This is a genomic window from Synoicihabitans lomoniglobus, from assembly GCF_029023725.1.
Classification (GTDB): Bacteria; Verrucomicrobiota; Verrucomicrobiia; order Opitutales; family Opitutaceae; genus Actomonas; species Actomonas lomonigloba.
This window is the reverse complement of sequence record NZ_CP119075.1, coordinates 3,160,917-3,179,058: the sequence shown is the minus strand read 5'-3', so window position 1 is coordinate 3,179,058 and position 18,142 is coordinate 3,160,917. Positions and strand designations below refer to the sequence as shown.

The following is an 18,142-nucleotide window of genomic DNA, read 5'->3' as shown; positions in this document are numbered from 1 at the left end:
TAACTAAATGCCGTCGAGCAAACGACTCACCGCCGCGCGAGCGGCGGCTTCATTGACGGCGGTCAGATGCGTGTAAATGGCGGTCGTTTCAATGGAGGAGTGGCCCATGAACTGCGCAATCAAGCGGATGCTCACGCCCTCTTCGAGCAGGTGCGTCGCATACGAATGACGCAGCGTGTGCGGGTGGGTGCCCTTGGGCAGTTTGGCCACCGGCACGACCAACCGCAGGCAGTTTTGGATCGAACCCACGCCCATCGGTTCGGACGCGAGAGCCAGGCGCTCGCGCGCACCGGGCCCCTCGCGCCAGCCCCGACCGGTGCCAGGGAACACCCACTTCGGATGCCGGTGCGTGCGCCAGTAGGCGCGCAACTCCTCGAGCATCGATTCGGGCAGCGGCACGTAGCGCTCCTTTTGCCCCTTCGTGTGGTGCAGATGCAGTCGGCACGGCTCACGCTTGATATCGGTCACCTCTAGTGTCGTTGCTTCACGGATACGCAACCCGCACGCATAGATGAGTCGCAGGATGGTGCGAAACCGAGGTTCGGTGATCGCCGCGAACAACCGCGCCACCTCGGCGCGGGTGAGCACCGCGGGCAAGGTTTTGCGATCGGGCGAGCGCACCAGGTCGAACAGCTTCCACGGGTGGCCCAGTAACTTGCCGTAGAAGTTGCGCATGGCGCACACGGCGGTGCGCATCGTGCTGCCGCTGTAGTGGTGCGCCTCCTTGAGGTGCAGCAGGTAGGCGCGAAGCTGCGCCTCGTTCAACTCGGCCGGATCGCGCTTCACGTGCTGCGCGAGTTTGCGCACGTAGCGCACATACTCCGAGCGGGTGGAGAAGGCCATGCTTCGCAGCTTGAGCATCTCATCGAAGCGCACTAACGATTGATACTGTTCGGTGACGTCACGACGGAAGTCGCGACCTTTACGGGTGGATTTGTTTTTGGACATAGCACCGCCAGTCTTGCGATTGGCGGACCAAAATACATCGTCAACCGCCGTGCGTCCCGAACGTCATACCCCTCACTCCTCACTGCGCCGCGCAGCGGCTTCGTTCATCAAACCGCCGCAGCCAACGACCGCCAGCTCCGCTGGCAGTCGCGGCTGAGCTCTGACGTTCTGCAAGTGAGAGGTCGACGCGTTCTACTAGCTTGTGCTGTCAGTGCCGGGCAAATCGTGTTGTTTTACGTTCTCTGGTGGCTAGCTCTTACCATTGCTAGGCATCTCGGTCGGTTTCCGCCGACATGGTTCGGCCAATTGCCTTTCATCGTAGGTTTTTGGATGTTCGTCATTGTTTCATTACTCAGTTGTGTGACCTCCGTTCTTCAGAGCCGGAGAGCGATACGACTTTCGGTTACGATTCTGTGCTTCGTTGCCTGGATGAGCCTATTGATCTTGATGCAGAATCTGGACGAACGCCCCTTTGCAATCCCCACCTTTGTTTTAATCGCTGGAACAGTTCTTTTCAGCGGATCACATCTGCTCTTACCTCGACTGATTCCAAAGGACGAAAAAACAGAGCAGAACCAGCCGCTTCAGAGAACGGCGACAAGTCGCCGCCTCTGAGCTGAGTCGTTAGGCTAACCATGGCACCTATAGCGGACTTTCTAACAAAGACGCTCGCCGAATTTCTGGCGCACGCGGAGCAACCGCTTTCATTCCTCTATCGCGGTGTTTCCCGGCCCGAATACGACTTAATCCCCGGTGTCGCACGTGAGTGGAAGGAGGGCGCTTTACCACTCACTAGTATTGAGAAGACGATGTTTGCCGATTTTAAGAGAAGAGCGATAGCTCATCTCAGATCGGAGCCGAAGAACGAATGGGAGTGGTTGATGCTGGCTCAGCACCACGGAATGCCTACTCGGCTGCTGAGGGCGCAAAAAGGGTCAGGTTTAAACAATTGTAATTTAGGCAGGTATTGAGTTTGATATCCGGACAATGCCTCGAAAACACCGACTCGAATTTCCCGGCGCGTGTTATCATGTGATCAACCGGGGGAACTACCGGACCAACATTTTTCGCACAGAGGGGGCGAAGCTGGCTTTCGAGGCGTGCTTGTTTGAGGCGTGTGAAACCTACCGTTGGCGGCTTCATGCGTTTGTTGTGATGCGGAATCATTACCATCTCGCCCTTGAAACCCCGGAGGGAAACCTCGTTACCGGCATGCAGTGGCTGCAGGCGACGTTTGCCAATCGGTTCAACAAACTGCGAAGCGAACACGGCCACGTCTTTCAGGGGCGCTACAAGGCTTTGGTGGTCGAGCGAGCTGGTGCGTTGGGGCAGGTATGCGACTATATCCATCTCAATCCGGTGCGTGCCGGTGTTTGCACCGTTGAAGGGCTCGAGGGGTTGAGGTTCGGTAGCTATTGGTATTTGCAGCGCCCCACTCGGCGGCGCGAGTTCATGGTATTGGAAACGGCGTTGGTGGAGGCGGGTGAGTTGGCGGACACGCCGACGGGTCGACGGTGTTACCTCGACTATTTAACATGGCAGGTCGCCGTCGGCCCCGCTGGAAAATCCAAAGCCTATACTAACATGAGCAAAGGATGGGCGCTGGGGACTGACCGTTTTAAAGCGGCGTTACTTGAGTCCCCCGATGTGCCGGATTCCCCGCGGGCATGGGGCATCGTCGGGGCCAGGGAAGTTCGGAATCAGCGGCAACAGGATATGCGGGCACGTTGCCTGAATGCATTGCGGAAGAATGAGGAGAACGTGCGCAACGACCCCAAGAGTGCGGGTTGGAAAGTTGCGATCGCGCGATTTTTGAAGGAACGAGAGCAAGCCGACAATCGGTGGTTGGGCGACTCATTGAGCATGGGCCGACCGGAAGCGGTCAGCACGTATGTGGGTCGAATGAAGCGTGGAGAGATCGACGATTCAGTCTATCGACTGCTTAAAACTACAAATGTTTAAACCTGACCCTTTCAGCGGGATCCGTTACCACGGTGTAGCGGAACTGGGGGAACGGGGCGTTATCCGAGTGGCGAAAGTAGTGGATATCGGGAATGCCTTGGCCGACGGCTGGAACGGCTGCGGAAGTCCAGGTCTCGCCTTGGTCGTCTGAGCGCTGGCGGATGGTGGCGCGTCCTGGTTGCGTGCGGTGAACCACGCGCCAGACGTCATCGAGGATGTGTTCGATGGCGGGTGCAGGTAATGGGATCAAGTCCTGACCGAAGTCAAAGGCCCCCAGATCGGGAGGTTCTGTTTGGCCGAGGCCGTGAAACTCCGGGTCGATCAAACCCGCGCGACGCGCGGCTGACGTGGCGCCGAGCCAGAAGTTGCCGCGGTCGGGATCCTGTAACTCGGCGTGCCCAAACACGGGATTGTCGCCGGCCAGCGCATAGGCGCGGTGATAGCGTTCCCGTTGTCGGGGAGTGATACCAGCGACATCGGTGGCAGAAATGGGAACGAACTGCCCGATGAAATTGTGGGAAAAACTCACTTCTCGTGCGGCGAGCAGCGCGGCACCTGCGGGTGTAGCGGCATCGGCGAACGCCCCGAGTTCAAACGTGCCGCCGGCGACGCAAAGATTGTTGAAAACACGGACTCGCTGGCTCTGCGGTGAACGGATGTCGATGTTTCCGGTGGGACCGGAATATTGCCCCGCACTGCCGTTGGCGTAGAGGGTATTGTGCGCGATGAGCAGATCGCTGCGTGGTCCGTTGACTCCCCACAACCCAGAGTGAATGCCGGAGCCGCGATTGTCGTGGAGCAGGTTGTGATGAACGGCCACGCCTCGCAGGTCAGCCCCCACGCCCTCGGTGTTAATCGCCACGCCCCACTCACAATCGTGCACGACATTGTGGTGAAAGGTGACGTTTTCCAACAGGCCGAACCACGCGTCAGCATACAGGCCCTGGCGGGGCAGGTGGTGCACGTAGTTGTGATGCACCGTGCCGTGGGCGCTCGCTTCCTTAACGTCGATACCCTCCTTGTCGCAGTGGTGCACGTGGTTGTATGCGATTTCGAAATGGCGGGATCCGCCGCTACTGATGCCTTCATGGGCGGCTTGGGTGGTGGGATCACCATAGACCCGCCGACGGTTGGTATTGGCCCCGGTGACTTCGCAATACATCACGCGGATGAATTCAGAATTCCAGAAACCGATGCCCGGTCCGAAGGTTTCGGCAGACGTGCACTCGAGGATGTCGATATGCGAAGCATGGCCAGAGACCTTGATTCCGAAGCCGTGCCAGCTGTTGCGCACGTGGAGATTTTTCAGGGCGTAGTGGACCACGCCTTCGAGATGAAGCAGTCCTTTCTTGTAGGTCTCATCGGCGTGGTGAAAACCTGACCCATCGAAGATGGCGGATTCTCCGGGATACCCGGCGAGTGTGATAGGCGCTTCGGCGGTGCCCGACACACGGGGCAGGATCGGACCGTCCAACGCGTAGGTGCCATGTCGAAAGTAAACGGTGTCTCCCGCCATCACGGCGGTGACCGCGTGTTGGGGCGTGGCCCAGGGATGGTCGCGCGTGCCCGCCGCCATGTCGTCTCCGTCGGGCGAGACCCAGAAAGTCGCGGCGCTGAGCGAACAGGTTAAAAACAGGGAGATCACACCCGTGAGGCTCACTGGTCGGGAATGGGGTAAGGGAAGCATAAATCAAATGGAGCGGCTCTCAGCGGCCAACAGGCCGACTACGCCCGTTCCCGCGAGGCCGCGGCAAGCCATGGCCAGACTCGACGTGCTCAATGTCTTGAGGGCGGTGCGTTTATCCATACGGCAGCGGTAAGGCGGCAGGAGTGGCGAGGTCGGCGCCACGAGGGCGTCGTTATTCGACGACGGCGGTAGCGATATCTTGGAGGAGAAACGTTACCAAGTCGCGGGCGGTGTGGACGTAGTAGAGGCCGAGGTTGTGATTCACCCCGCGCAGTTTGCGCAGGGTGTAGGGATACTTGGCTGCATCAAGTAGGGCGGTGAAAGGACCGTGAGCATCGTAGGTCGCTTGATCGTCGTAGCCTGTGATCATCAACAACCGGATGGTCGGTTCCTGGGCGCGAAGCATGTCGATCGTGATGTCGTCGTAGAGCTCCTTGGTGCGAAAGTTGACCTGTGATCCTGCCCAGGACGCGGCCACGCTGAAGAGGTCGGAGTGTTTAAGCGCGAGATGCACGGCCCCACCGCCGCCCATGGAATAGCCGGCGAGACCGCGGGACTCGCGTTGCGGCAAGGTGCGATAAGTGGCGTCGATGTGGGGCAACAACTCGTCGATGATCATGGTCTCGACGTTGATGCCAGTGTCGGGGTGATTTCGATACGCGCTCATGCCGCCGTTGGGGAAAACGCAGATGACTGGAGGGAAATTGTATTTGGCAGATTGGCGATGAATGTAACCGGCAAACGCGGGTCCGTCGGCGCTCTCATTACCCCCGGCGCCGTGCAGGAAGTAGACGACCGGATAGCGCGTGGTGTTTCCGTCCTCGGCGTAGCCCGGGGGCAGGTAAAGGGTGTAGCCAACGACGCGGTCCATGGAGGCGCTGACGAGTTCGTGATGGGTGACGAGGTCGCTCTTCACCTTGTCGGGATTGTTCCAGACGACCGGTTTGCGCGGGGCGCGGGGAGCGGTGGGTTCCGCGGCGATCGACGCCGAAGCCGTGACAAGAAAAGCGAGGATCAAGCGAGGAATCATAGGGTAGGGGTTGGGGCGGTGGAATCGACGCGGAAGACGTCGCCAGCGCAACAGGCGGCGCATTCATCTTGATTAGGACGGGGCCTCCGGCGCGAATCGGAAGGAATTCATACGAATGAATTTGGCGTGGGTTCACCCTCGCATGAAAGACCGTTGCTGACCCTTTTAACGTGGGGTTTGAGATTTAGGGTCAGCCCCGTTTATTTCGGTGGTGCTCAGCGTCGTGTTATGGCTCCTCCGCTGAGACCAGGTGCTGGCCGAGGAGGGGGAGCACACGGGTGATGAAACGGCCGTCGGGGCTCCAGGTCTTGTCCCAGATGCCGCCGGCGTATTCTTCGGCTTCGTGGGGAATGCCTTGGCTGGAAAGTATGCGGCTGAACCGGCGATTGGCGATGACATGGGCCTGGGTCGGATCAAAACGGCCCCAGTCCATCGCGACTCCGCGCAGCGATCGCAGGGCGTCGGCGTGGTCGTCGAGGAGCCCGTCCACCAGAAAGCGTTTTAACATCAAACGGGTGTGGTGAGGGTTCGGTGCGGTGGAGCCATCGGCGGCGATTTCGATGGGGAAATCGCAATAGAACGGCGGACGGTTGGCATTCGGTAAAAATGCCTGGCTGATGGCGGTGAAGATGCGGTCACGGCCGCTGTCGCCGAGCTCATTCCATGAGGTGGCGGCGTGAATCGCGGGCCAGTTGATATCAAGCCGATCCATGGGCAGGTTGCCACTGCCGGTGGCCACAGGATGCATGGCGTAGAGGGAGCCAAACGTTTCCGGGAAATGCATCGCGAGCACCAGCGCACCGCGACCACCCCAAAAATCCCCGATCACAGCCCGACTGTCCCGGTGGCGCAGCGTCCGGTAGGTTTCGTCGATGCGGGGCACGACTTCCTCGATGGTGTAGTCCAGCCACCGTCCGCTGGTCGGTGAATTCTCATAGAGGCTGCCGGTGGTCGGTCCGGTGTAGTCGGCAATCACGAGGATAAATTCGTCGACGGTGCCGGCGGTGAAGGCGCGTTCCATCAAGCCTTGCAGGTTGCCGTCGGCCACGGCCTGCGCCGGGCTCCAGAAGGTGTTGTGGCAGAAGTAGACGACGGGATAGCGCCGCGTGGGAGAGGAGGCATAGGACGGCGGCAGGTAGACGCGACCGGTGCGCTCCGGCTTCAGCCCGATGCGGTTGTCGGCGAGCACCTTTGAAACGAAATCAAATGCGACCACTTCACCGGTGGTAGCGGCACCGTCGGCGGCTGCGGCGAGGAGGGGGCGTCGACGTGTTTGATTCACGGTGATGATTTCACCGGCCCGTTCGCCGGCGGGAATTTCGAAATACACGGTGTGCGTTTCCGGGCCGGTGCGCACAAAGGTGATGCCGTCAAAGAACCACGCGTTGCCTTCGCGGGCGACGAGCCGATGGCGCACGAATTCGGTTTGCGGTTCCCAGCCAGCGAGGTCGGCGCTGAAGTGTTTTACCCGATATTCGAGCGATCCGTCCGCTTCGGCGAAGGCGCTGATTTCATAAAATGTAATCGCGCCGTCAGCGGTCCAGCCTCGCACGAACCCCGGGAGTTGGCCGCCGACTGGACGTTGCACGATGTGCTCCTGCCCATCCGAGCCCAGGGGCCCTTCCCATGCGCCGACCATCCATTCGAGCTCGGCAATGGAGGCGGAGGGCGCGGACTGGTCGGCGGAGGAATGTCGCACTTCGGGCGACGAAATGTCAGCTCGCAGCAACAAGGCCGCGGGCGAAGAAACCAAGAGGATGATCAGGATGAGTATTCGGGTCATATCTCCTCCACTATCGCCTGGGAAACGCGCTCCGGTCGTCCGAACCGAACGGGTCGAACGTCCGTATGGACGAACCGGACGGCTAGATCGCCCTCGGTCGCGATCCATGCGGCGCATGGCACCGGGAGAGGTGGCGCAATCAGTAGCGGTGGCCAGGCACCGATCTGCCACGACGAGACGAAATTGCCGATACCGGCAACAGACCCTACGACATGAGCGGACGGGGTGGGCTAGCGTTGGGTTCGAAAACGGGAAGGGGGCCCGAGTGGATCGATCAATGAGAGGCCGTGGCCTGGATCAGGCCGCGCAGGTATCCGGCCGCGAAGAGGCGGCCCTGCATCTCGTAGCCGGGGGTGTCGTTGGGTTCACCGGCCATGGAAGGCGCGTGGTCGGGACGAATCGTGCCGGTGTAGCCAATCTCGTGCAGCGTGCGGATGATCGCAGGCATCGGGATGTCGCCGTTGTCGGGCCACGTTTCCTGAAAATCGTCCGCTCGGCCGCGCACGTTGCGCGCGTGGAAGAAGAAGATTTTGTCGGCGAGCCGACGGATGCCACCGATGAGATCGATGCCGGCGGGAGCGTAGGATCCTACGCAGTAGCAGACGCCATTGACCGGACTGGGGACCAAGCCGACGACGCGCTGAAAGGCTGCGTTGGAAATGATGATGCGAGGTTGGCCGCGCAGCTCGGCGAGCGGGGGATCGTCGGGGTGGATGGCGAGCTTGATGTTGGCGTCTTCGGCAACGGGCACGACGGCGTTGAGAAAATATTCCAAGTTGTCCCAGAGTTGGAGGGCGGGCGTCGCGGCGGGAGGCAGGCCGTCGGCATCGGTGATGTTGTGGTCGATGTCGGCGAGGCGAAAGGCGGTGGATTTGGAGCCGCCTCGTTCGGGGGAATCGCAGGTGGTGCGCTGCCAGTCCTCGTCGGGCATCCAGTTGTAGGACAGCACCTCCATGCCGCACTCGGCCATGTTGCGAATGAGGGTCTTGAAATCTTCGATTTGCCGATCCCGACCTGGCAAGTCGTGCACGAATTTGAGGTGCGGGATTTTACGCTCCACATGTGTCAGGCGCAGGCCGAAGGATTCGATGCGCGTTTGCATGGCCTTGAGTGCGGCGAGATCGAGCCCGGGGTAGTGAATCACCACGTCGGTCACACCCACTTGGGCGGCCAGGGCGAGATTTCGGTCGGTGAACGGATTGACGATCATCGAGAGTCGCATAGGTAGAATGGGATGGGGTGGAGTGAAGCGGACGGTCGCGAACGACCGACGTTTGATGGCGAAAAAAACCGGGGGAGGCGAGCGTCGCCGTGCTTCATCCTGATTGACCAAGGGGAGACCGGAGGAAGATCGATTGCGGTCCGGTGCGGTTGAGTTGGACGAGCCTCGTGATCGTGATAACACGAAAGCCGTGGCGATGAAAATTACATGCCTGAATGCCTGGGGAGGAGCGCGCTTTGCCGAACTGCGGTCTTATCTGAATCACAGCGCGCCGGATGTGTTGTGTCTGCAGGAAGTCGTGCACACGCCGTCCACGGATCGGGAGGTCCTCACGTATCGCGACGGGGAACACGTGCTGCCGCAGCGGGCGAATCTTTTTCGGGAAATCGCGCACGCGTTGCCGGATCACGTCGCTACATTTTGCCCGGCGGCTCAGGGAGTCCTGTGGGAAGGGGAGCGGGCGGTGCCGTCGCAATGGGGGCTGGCCACGTTTGTGCGTCACGCTTTCCCCGTGGTGGCGCAGCATCAGGGGTTCGTGCACAAAGTGTATTCACCTGATGGTTACGGCGAGCATCCCCGGTCGCGTAGCGCGCACGCGGTGCGGGTGTTTGACCACGAGCAGGGGCGGGCGGTCGTGGTCGCGCACATGCACGGCCTGCGTGATCTGCGGGGAAAGATGGACACACCGGAGCGGGCGGCGCAGGCGCGGAGATTTTTGGCGATCGTGCGCCACGTGGCGCAGCCTGACGACCTCGTGGTGGCGGGGGGGGGATTTCAATGTGCGACCGGACAGTGAAACACTGGAAATTCTCGGCGAGGCGGGTCTCACGGAACTCGTTACCACGCGGACCACCGGCGGAACCCGGAATTCGCTCTACTCCAAACCCGATCGCTTCGCCGATTACCTGTTGGTCAATGCGCCGGAACAGGTGGTGGATTTCCAGGTGGTTAGTGATCCCGAGGTGTCGGACCATTGTCCGTTGGTGTTGGAAATTTGAATCCGGAAAGGCCGATCTGGCCGCGTGGGGGGATATCGGCTGGAAGTTTTCGGTGGTGGAGATTGAGTCGGGATAGGTTGAAATGCACCACACACAGTGAAACGGAGTCATGGGGAAAATAACCTCGTTGTTCGTCCGCAAGGTGCTCGGCGTGGCCTCGGGGGACTTCGATCCGCGGGCGGTGCTGCGTGGCGTAGGGATCGATCCCGATGCACCGCCCGATCCCAAACTGATGGTCGCGGATACGGACTATTATGCGTTTCTGCGGCAACTGGTGCGTGACGATACGGCTGGCACCACGTTGCCCTTGCGGGCGGGGGCGGCGATGCGATGCGACGATTACGGTGCGTTCGGGTTGGCGTGGAAATCGGCCACGAATTTGCGGGAATCGTTTGGCCGGGCGGAGCGCTACGCCCGCGTGCTCACCAGCGTTTCGACTTATCAATTGGAATCGACGGAGGGCGGCGCACTCATGCGGCTCAATCGAGCCGGCGAACGGCACCTGGGCATGCGGCTGTCCAATGAAGCCACGCTGGCGAGTATCGTTTCGATCAGCCGGGAGGTGGCGTCCGCACCGTTCAATCCGCGCGCCGTCTTTTTCCAACATGCGGCCCCCGCGACGGTGGCCGACCATGAAATCTATTTCGGTTGTCCGGTGCATTTCGGGGCGGAATACGATGCGCTGTTGGTTTCCGCTGCGTCGTTGTCGACCCCGAATGTATTGGGCGACGCCGGGATTTCCCGGTTCTTTGAATCTCACCTGGCGGTGGAAGTTTCCCAGTTGGCGGACGAGGAGACATGGGACCGGCGGGTGCGTGATCAGATCGCGCGTGCGTTGAGCGGAGGCATTCCAGTGATCAACCACGTGGCGCAGCGGTTGGGCATGAGTGGGCGCACGCTGCAACGTCGGCTGCGGCAAAGTGGTCACTCTTATAACGCATTGGTGGATGAGTCGCGGCGGCAGTTGGCGGAGCGCTTGCTGGCGCAAACGGACTATTCGCTGGCGGAGGTTGCGTTCATGACGGGGTTTTCGGAACAGAGCGCGTTTTCCCGGGCGTTCAAGCGCTGGGCGGGGCAGACGCCGCGGTCCTACCGGATTCGTTTTACGGATTGATCCGCTCCGAGGGGGCCCCGGGGGCGTTTTGGCGCGCGCGGTCAACAGGATGGCGTGACGCGTCAAGAAATCCAGGGCCCCGTTCAGTATAAAGAGGCTTTCCATTCAACCCTTACGAGGAATCCATCATGAATACTGATCAAAACGCTTCCGCCTTCACGTCGGAACTCACCCTCATTCTCGGCGGCACCGGCAAGACCGGTCGTCGCGTCGCCGCCAAACTGCAAGCCCGGGGCGTGCCGATGCGGCTCGGTTCGCGAGCAGCCAGCCCGTCGTTTGATTGGAACAACCGCCAAAGTTGGGACGCCTGTCTCCGCGACGTGAAAGCGATATACATTTCCTACGCTCCGGACCTCGCGGTGCCGGGAGCGACCGACGCGATTCAAGCGTTGGTGGATCAGGCGAGAAAGCATGGGGTCGCGCGTGTGGTGTTGCTGTCCGGTCGCGGTGAAGCCGAGGCGCAGGCCTGCGAAAATATCGTGCAAAACAGCGGGCTGCGCTGGACGGTGGTTCGGGCGAGTTGGTTCAACCAAAACTTTTCCGAAGGCGCGTTTGTCGACATGGTGCGCGCGGGGCGAATCACGTTGCCGGCGGGCGATACCCCGGAGCCCTTCATCGACGTCGACGACATCGCGGACGTCGCGGTGGCGGCGCTGACGGAGCCGGGGCACGACGGCGAGATTTACGAAGTAACAGGGCCGCGGCTCATGACCTTTGCGGACATTGCCGCGGAGCTGTCGGCTGTCACCGGCCGGGAAATCGCGTTCGAGCAGATTCCCCATGACGCCTTTATGGCCGAGGTGAAAAAATCGGGGGCTCCGGCGGACGTCGTCTGGATACTCGATTATCTGCTTTCGACGGTGCTCGACGGTCGCAACGCCTATCTCGCCGATGGTGTGCAACGCGCGTTGGGACGCCCGCCCCGGGAGTTTTCCGCCTATGCGCGGGAGGTGGCGGGCACCGGATGCTGGAGAACGGCCGCATGAAGCGGCCCTCAGCATGTCACCGGTTGGTCCACTCCAGCATGCTCTTGATTGCGATCGGAATGGGGACGTTTTTTCTGACTCAAACCTCGGCCTGCCCCGACGCCGACGAAGTCAGTCCGCCCGCTGCCGCTGAGACCCGGCGGACCGAGCGGACCGCGGAGGCTTCGCTAATTCTCGGTCCGCCCTACGGGTGGATTCCCGAGGCCGGGACGGCGGTTTATTGAAAGGTGTATCCATGGAAATGTTACGTATAATGCTCGGTCTGGCCACGCTAGGGTGCGGCCTGGTCGCGGGCTTCCTGTTTGCCTTTGCCGTGGTGGTGATGCCGGGGATCAGGACTCTGGGTGATCACGATTTTCTCCAGGCGTTTAAAAGCGTGGATCGGGTGATCCAGCAGAATCAACCGGTCTTCATGCTCGTGTGGGTCGGCAGTGTTTTGGCGCTCGCGGTGGCGGTGTGGTGGGGGGTCGTGCGCTTGGAGGGCATCGATCGGATGTTATTGGTGGGGGCGGCGGTCGTCTATTTGCTCGGGGTGCAAGGGCCGACGGCGACGGTGAATGTGCCGTTGAACAACGCGCTGCAGCAGCGGGATCTCGCGGTTCTGGCGGAGCCGGCGCTACGAGAAGCGCGGCAGGCGTTCGAACCACGCTGGGTGCGGTGGAACGGGATTCGCACGGTTTTCGCGGTGCTCGCCTTCAGTCTGCTGCTCATCGTGCTAATGCGATGTTGAGCGGGGGGAGGAGTCGCGCGATTTTGTGGAGAAACGCTGGAGGTGAGGCGGAAACTACTCCTAGTTTAAGCCGGTTCATCCCATGAAAGCCGTTATTTATCAGCAATATGGCCCGCCCAGTGTTTTGGTTGCGGCCGAAGTGGAGCCTCCGCAGCCCAAAGCGGGCGAAGTGACTATTCGCGTGCACGCGGTGGAAGTGACGAAAGCGGACTGTGAAATGCGGAGTTTTCGCTTTCCGGTGGCGTGGTTCTGGTTGCCGCTGCGCATCGCGTTCGGGATCCGCCGACCGCGACGGCAGATTCTCGGTTCGTATTTTGCGGGCGAAGTCGTCGCCACGTCCGCGACCACGTCTCGTTTCAAAGTGGGGGAAGCGGTGTTTGGCTGCTCGCAGCTGCGGTTGGGCGCCTACGGAGAAATGCTGTGTTTACCCGAGCGTTACACGATCGAGCAGAAGCCGAAAAATCTGAGTTTTGCGGAGGCAGCCGCGGTGCCGTTGGGCGCGCTCAATGCGTTGCACTTTCTCACCAAAGTGGAGCTGATGGCCGACGAAAGTATTCTTATCATTGGTGCGGGCGGGAGTATCGGTCTCTTCGCGATTCAAATTGCCAAAGTAATCGGAGCCAAAGTGACCGCGGTCGATAAAGCGGCCAAGGCCGAGGTGGTGCGCCAAGCCGGAGCGGACGTGTTTATCGACTATACCCAACAGGAGTTTTGGAAAACGGAGGAGCGTTACGACGTGGTGTTTTCCATGGTCGCGGGCGGTTCTTTCAAGCGGAGCATCGGTGTGCTCAAGCCCGAAGGACGCTATGCCATGGGTAACCCGCGGGTGTCCGACATGGTGCGATCGATCGGGACACGTTGGTTTTCCCAACGCCGAGCGTTTTTTGGCTTCGCGAGTGAATCGCCGGACGAATTACGGGTGCTCAAAATCATGATCGAAGCGGGGTCGATTCGACCGATCGTGGACCGGGTGTTTCCATTGGTGGAAGCCCCGGAGGCGCACCGTCGCGTGGAAAACGAGGAGCGATTGGGCTCGATCGTGCTGGCGGTGGGCGCGCGGGAATAATTTCTTCGGCGGATTGCGAGTTTGGCAATCAGATCGTGCTTTGCTCTCCCCTAAGCGCGGGTGAAAACTCGCTCCGTTCGGTGTGTGTGGCAACGTAACTGAACCGTCGAATCTACCCCTCTATTTCAAGCGGGCGGCGATCTCTCGACAGCGACGAGCGGTGCGCGTATCGCCGGATATTTCAGCCTGTTCGGCACCTGTGGCCAAAACTTTGAGAGCTTGAACTTTGTTGTCGGTTGCGGCGTAGGCCTGGCCTAAAAGTAGGTGGCTTCGAGCGTCGTCGCTTGCGAGGCGGTGAAAGTTTTCCAAGGGAGGCACCGCTTCCGCTCCGCGGTTTTGGCGCAGCAGTAAGATGCCGAGTTGGGCCAACGGTGCGGGTTGATTCGGAGCAACGGCGATACCGTGGCGGTAGTGGGATTCCGCGGTATCGAGATTTCCTGCTTGTTCCGAGGTCAACCCGGCTTGGAGGTAGACGAAGCTCAGTTGTTCGCGGGCAGCAGGTAAATCCGGCTGACCATCGAAGAGAGGACGAAGGTAGCGAAGGGCGTTTTCCCATCGACCGGAATCGGCTTCGACGCGCCCGAGCAGGGCCAGAGTGGCGGGGTATTGCGGGTTCGCCTGGTGAGAACTATGCAATGCCGCGACGGCGTCCTCCAGTTGGCCCAGATCGATATGCGCCCGAGCCAGGTCGTAGGTGATGGCGGCGTTGACGGGATCATGGTCGACCGCAGCCTGCAGCGCAGCAACCGCGGCGACGGGTTCGTGGTTCGCGCGCAGGGCGTTGCCGAGGGCGCGGTGAAGCGCGGCGGTATCGCCCAATCGAGTCAAACCTCGGCGGGCGGTTTGCACGGCCTGCGCGGTCCGGGCGGCGTGTAGGTAAGCGCGTGAGAGGCTGACAAAATAGGTCGCGGAAATCGCGGCATCGGGCGGTGCCTGACGGAGGCCCGCTTCGTAGATTTCAATCGCCTTGTCAGAGTGGCCTTGGTCCAGGTGCACGTTGCCGATGAGTTCGTAGGCGGTGAGTTGGTGAGGGCGTAGGCGGCGGGCACGGTGAAACAGGGCCAACCCCCGATCGCCGTGATGGGTGAGGGTATCCATCATGCCGTGCACACAGAGTTTGTCGTAGTCGTAACAATCGGTGATGAGACCGTCCAACCAAGGATCGTCCGCGTCGCGAAACCGAGGAGACTGGCTGCCTCGCAAACGTTCGCGGGCGGCGGCGCTGGACTCTCCGGCGGCAGCGAGGGCTTCCGCATAGAGATTGCGCGCGGGCGCGAAGGTGGGCGCGTCGACCACCAGGGATTCCAAGCGGTGGCGGGCCGTGGCGGTGTCGCCTGATTGCGCGCTGATCCGGGCGAGTCCGACGCGGGCGTAGGGGTCGCCCGGGAGAAGCAAAAGACGTTGTTGATACGCCGCGGCAGCCTCGTCGAAACGTCCTTGTTTGAATCGGATGTTGCCGAGCTTAAGCCAGGCGGGCGCGTAAGCGGGGTCGAGTTTGAGGGCGCGAACCACCAGCGAGGTCATGGCTTCCTGGTCGCCGAGCGCGTCGAGAGTGTCGGCGTGGTAGTAGGGCCAGCGAGCTTCGAGCGGCTCGTTGGCCTGGAGAATTTTCCAACACGTCGCGGCGGCATGATTGAATCCATTAATATGATACAGACGTCCCAGCTCGGCGGTGGCACCGGCGCGTTGGGCGGCGCGGACGCGTTCCGCAAGTTCCGCCGGGAAGTCGGACATCTCGGGCACGGGTGGAAGGGCGTCCGGAGGGCGGGGCGATAGCCGATGCCGGGCGGTCCACATACCGATGCCACCCAGCAGTGCGACGGCCAAAATGACCGTGAGAGTCGCCCTGTGTTTCAACGTCGTCGCCATAGCGTTACATTGTGGGGCGCGGGAAACGGCGGGAACGCATACATGCCACCGGTCACGATTTCGGGCACGCCGTCACCGTCGAGATCACCGACATCGGCAGTCACCAGATGAGTGGGGGAGTGGGCGAGCACCACGGGGTGAAAACGTTCGTTGCCCTCGTTGATCCATGCCATCATCGAGACGGCTCGGGGAGACGACCAATCGGCGAAACAGCTGACGGCGATCAAGTCCATGTCGCCGTCGCTGTCGAGGTCGGCGGCGCGAGGGCTGTAAGCGCCCGTCATTTCGCCGACGCGCCGGAAGGCGAAGCGTCCGTCGCCTTGATTCTCGAGCCATTGGATGCCGTGCCAAGGGCGGCCTCCGGGTATCGGGTAGTCAAAGCCGTCGCCGTTCGTATAGATCAGATCAGGGCGGCCGTCGCGATTCACGTCCGCCACTTCGAGACCACTGCTACCGTAGTCTTCGTTGGTCGAGCCCCAGACGATGGTTTCCAAATACTGATTTTGGCCGAGGTTGCGAAACAAGTGAACCTCCTCCCACTCCTGTGAAATCAACGTGGCAAAATCGAGTCGACGATCACCATCGAAATCCGCGACCGGGGCATGAACTGCACCGGAGAGTCGATTGACAATGTGATCGGTGAAGTGCCAGTCGCCTTCGTTTTTCATCCAGCGCGTTTCTCCCTGCGCGTAGCCGAACTGGGCGACGACGAGATCAAGTCGTCCATCAGAGTGACCGGAGAGATTGGCCCCCCGAACATCGGTAACGCGCGCGGTTTGATCAAGCAGGGTTCGACGACGGAAGTCGCGATTGTTGAGGTTTTCCAACACCACCACGGCCCCGATGCGATCGTTGGTGGGAAAGATCTGCCCCATGCTCGCGACCGCGACGTCCCGGAAACCGTCGGCGTTGATGTCGCCGACCCAGACGTGCACCGGACCGAGGATGGAATCAGCGAGAACCACCTCGGTGAATTTGCCGTGTGGCGCCTGTCGAATCCAACGCACGGTGTGAGTGGATGCTTCGGCATAGACAATATCGGGCAACCCGTCCTGATCAAGATCGGCGACCTGCAGGTGGGTGACCATGGGACGCTCAAAACTTGTCGCTGGTGCGCCGATGGGAATCGGGTCGTAGTCAAGCGGGGGCATGTGCGCAGGCATTGAGTGGGCAATTGTCACCGGGCTCGTCGCTTTCGTGCACCAGCGGAGCCCACCGATGATGGCGACGGCAAGTAATGCTGCCGCGATGGCAACTGTAAGGCGGGTGCGAGGGCGGCGCACGGCTGATGAGGGTGAGTCAGATGACGGACCGGCTTTGGTCGGTCGTGGCGGCTGCCATCAAGCTGGTGGGGCCACGTCGGACGCCCGATTGACTGATTTCTCGATGGGTTTTCCAGTCGGGGTCCGCCGAGGGGTTTTTGTTTGAGTTGTCGGGGATGGGGCAACTCGGTGCCGGTTTCGTTTTCGCGGTAATGTGGCGCCGGGAATCCACGTTCCTTCAATCAGGGTGGTGGTGTGCGATGTGGTGGTGGGGCACCGATTTTCATGCAACTGGGAATGGAGCATTTCGATCGCAACTTCGCCGGCGCGGAAAGGATGACGGCGGATGCCTGCAACATCGTGGTGGTGGTGGTCCAAGTGTGGATCAACCAGGGCAAAATGTCGTGGAATCTCGATGCCGGTGCCCTCCAGCAGGTCACCCACAAAGGTGCATGATCCGATGATCACGTCCGGTTGGATCTCGTGCAACCACGCGACAAGTTTCCGTTGGATTCCGTCCGCCTCGGGCGTGACGTGGGAGCGAGAAGTCATGTTATCCGCCTGGCCGGGGTAAAACACCGGGGAGCGAGGGTCATCCCGCTGGTAGCCTTGTTCGGCCAAGAACCCGACCCACATGGCGTGGTTTGTTTCGCCGTTTGTGTCGGGGGATAACACCAGAGCCGGGTTTTGGTAGCCGGCGCGAAATGACTCCCGCACGGATTTGCGGACATTTCCGATTCGATCGCTGGAGACGTAGTTTAGGTCCGTGCCGACGTGATTCAACCCGAGGACCACCACATGCGGAACTCGCGATCCGAAATCCAAGTTCTGATTCAAATGGTGGGAGCCGGGGGCCAGCACCATCCCGTTGATGCCGCGATGGAATAGGATCCCCGCGAGGCGTTTTGGGCTCATGTTGGGTTCATCCAACCAAAAATGCTCCAGTTCGTAGTCCCGCTCTTTCGCCTCCTGCCGAGCACCTTCGAAGTAGCTGACCTGATCCGGCGAGTCTCGCCAGGCGGTTGCAGTGTGACCACAGGTAACGTAGGCAATGGAACGTTTGCGGCGACTGTGGCCCAAGGTGCGGCGATAGGAAACCAAGGCACTGATCGCAGGATCGGGGCGATAGCCCAATTGCGCGGCCACGCGGGTGATGCGTTCGCGTGTGGCGGCGGGAATGGAGGCATCGTGCCTCAGGGCCAATGAGACCGTGGTGTTGTGAACTCCCGCAATCTTGGCGATATCCTTTTGGGTGACGCGCCGTCCGGTCGGTCGGTGCAACAAGGATGATCTAGATTCCGCGCTTTCCAGCGACGCAGATGAGTTGGCGGGAGGGGAGGTGCGAGACATGGTCCGACGCAAGTTGGGGCTGGCGACGAGGGGTAAACCGAGTTCGGGGCGGGGGCTATCTGCCCGGGGAGAAAGCCTGAACGAGGCTCTATCAAAGGTTTCCCCACCGGCGACCCGCAATAGGACATTGGCGAA

Annotated in this window: 14 protein-coding genes and 1 pseudogene; 7 read left to right on the top strand and 8 right to left on the bottom strand. The window is 60.9% G+C overall.

What is annotated here, in order from left to right; all coding sequences use genetic code 11:
• Positions 1-3 precede the first annotated feature (3 nt).
• Positions 4-948, bottom strand: coding sequence for a tyrosine-type recombinase/integrase (locus tag PXH66_RS12445; protein WP_330932018.1), 945 nt, complete (start codon positions 946-948; stop codon positions 4-6).
• A gap of 635 nt (positions 949-1,583) precedes the next feature.
• Between PXH66_RS12445 and PXH66_RS23120 the strand changes: the two genes are divergently transcribed.
• Positions 1,584-1,919 carry an FRG domain-containing protein gene (locus tag PXH66_RS23120; RefSeq protein ID WP_345781712.1) on the top strand — a complete coding sequence of 112 codons (336 nt, stop codon included), beginning with the start codon at positions 1,584-1,586 and terminating at the stop codon, positions 1,917-1,919.
• Positions 1,920-1,935: 16 nt separating this feature from the next.
• Positions 1,936-2,910 carry a transposase gene (locus PXH66_RS12440; RefSeq protein WP_330927531.1) on the top strand — a complete coding sequence of 325 codons (975 nt, stop codon included), beginning with the start codon at positions 1,936-1,938 and terminating at the stop codon, positions 2,908-2,910.
• On the opposite strand, the gene PXH66_RS12435 is transcribed toward PXH66_RS12440, so the two are convergent.
• From PXH66_RS12435 to PXH66_RS12420, 4 genes are all read right to left on the bottom strand, one after another.
• Complete coding sequence (locus PXH66_RS12435) at positions 2,897-4,597, bottom strand: right-handed parallel beta-helix repeat-containing protein (RefSeq protein WP_330932017.1); 1,701 nt, start codon at positions 4,595-4,597, stop codon at positions 2,897-2,899. The genes PXH66_RS12440 and PXH66_RS12435 overlap by 14 nt on opposite strands.
• A 172-nt stretch (positions 4,598-4,769) precedes the next feature.
• On the bottom strand, positions 4,770-5,627 hold the full coding sequence (locus PXH66_RS12430; RefSeq protein ID WP_330927533.1) for an alpha/beta hydrolase: 858 nt from the start codon (positions 5,625-5,627) through the stop codon (positions 4,770-4,772).
• 226 nt (positions 5,628-5,853) lie between these two features.
• A complete protein-coding gene (locus PXH66_RS12425; RefSeq protein ID WP_330932016.1) occupies positions 5,854-7,410 on the bottom strand; it encodes a DUF6265 family protein in 1,557 nt (518 codons plus the stop codon).
• A gap of 274 nt (positions 7,411-7,684) precedes the next feature.
• On the bottom strand, positions 7,685-8,632 hold the full coding sequence (locus PXH66_RS12420; protein WP_330927535.1) for a mannonate dehydratase: 948 nt from the start codon (positions 8,630-8,632) through the stop codon (positions 7,685-7,687).
• A gap of 196 nt (positions 8,633-8,828) precedes the next feature.
• On the opposite strand from PXH66_RS12420, the pseudogene PXH66_RS12415 reads away from it, so the two are divergent.
• The 5 genes and pseudogenes from PXH66_RS12415 (at position 8,829) to PXH66_RS12390 (ending at position 13,526) form a co-directional block, all read left to right on the top strand.
• Positions 8,829-9,630 (top strand): annotated as a pseudogene (locus PXH66_RS12415) (endonuclease/exonuclease/phosphatase family protein).
• Between the two features lie 109 nt (positions 9,631-9,739).
• Positions 9,740-10,744 carry an AraC family transcriptional regulator gene (locus PXH66_RS12405; RefSeq protein WP_330927539.1) on the top strand — a complete coding sequence of 335 codons (1,005 nt, stop codon included), beginning with the start codon at positions 9,740-9,742 and terminating at the stop codon, positions 10,742-10,744.
• Positions 10,745-10,872: 128 nt separating this feature from the next.
• Positions 10,873-11,730, top strand: coding sequence for an NAD(P)H-binding protein (locus tag PXH66_RS12400; protein ID WP_330927540.1), 858 nt, complete (start codon positions 10,873-10,875; stop codon positions 11,728-11,730).
• Between the two features lie 241 nt (positions 11,731-11,971).
• Positions 11,972-12,460, top strand: a complete 489-nt coding sequence (locus tag PXH66_RS12395) for an anthrone oxygenase family protein (RefSeq protein WP_330927541.1) — start codon at positions 11,972-11,974, stop codon at positions 12,458-12,460.
• Between the two features lie 82 nt (positions 12,461-12,542).
• Positions 12,543-13,526: an NAD(P)-dependent alcohol dehydrogenase gene (locus tag PXH66_RS12390; RefSeq protein WP_330927542.1), complete on the top strand. Its 984-nt coding sequence runs from the start codon at positions 12,543-12,545 to the stop codon at positions 13,524-13,526.
• 120 nt (positions 13,527-13,646) lie between these two features.
• On the opposite strand, the gene PXH66_RS12385 is transcribed toward PXH66_RS12390, so the two are convergent.
• The 3 genes from PXH66_RS12385 to PXH66_RS12375 form a co-directional block, all read right to left on the bottom strand.
• Positions 13,647-15,260 (bottom strand): tetratricopeptide repeat protein, encoded by a 1,614-nt coding sequence (locus PXH66_RS12385; protein WP_330932379.1) that lies wholly within the window; start codon positions 15,258-15,260, stop codon positions 13,647-13,649.
• A 119-nt stretch (positions 15,261-15,379) separates the two neighbouring features.
• Positions 15,380-16,546 carry an FG-GAP repeat domain-containing protein gene (locus tag PXH66_RS12380; RefSeq protein ID WP_330927544.1) on the bottom strand — a complete coding sequence of 389 codons (1,167 nt, stop codon included), beginning with the start codon at positions 16,544-16,546 and terminating at the stop codon, positions 15,380-15,382.
• Between the two features lie 189 nt (positions 16,547-16,735).
• Positions 16,736-18,007 carry a LacI family DNA-binding transcriptional regulator gene (locus PXH66_RS12375; protein WP_330927545.1) on the bottom strand — a complete coding sequence of 424 codons (1,272 nt, stop codon included), beginning with the start codon at positions 18,005-18,007 and terminating at the stop codon, positions 16,736-16,738.
• Positions 18,008-18,142 lie beyond the last annotated feature (135 nt).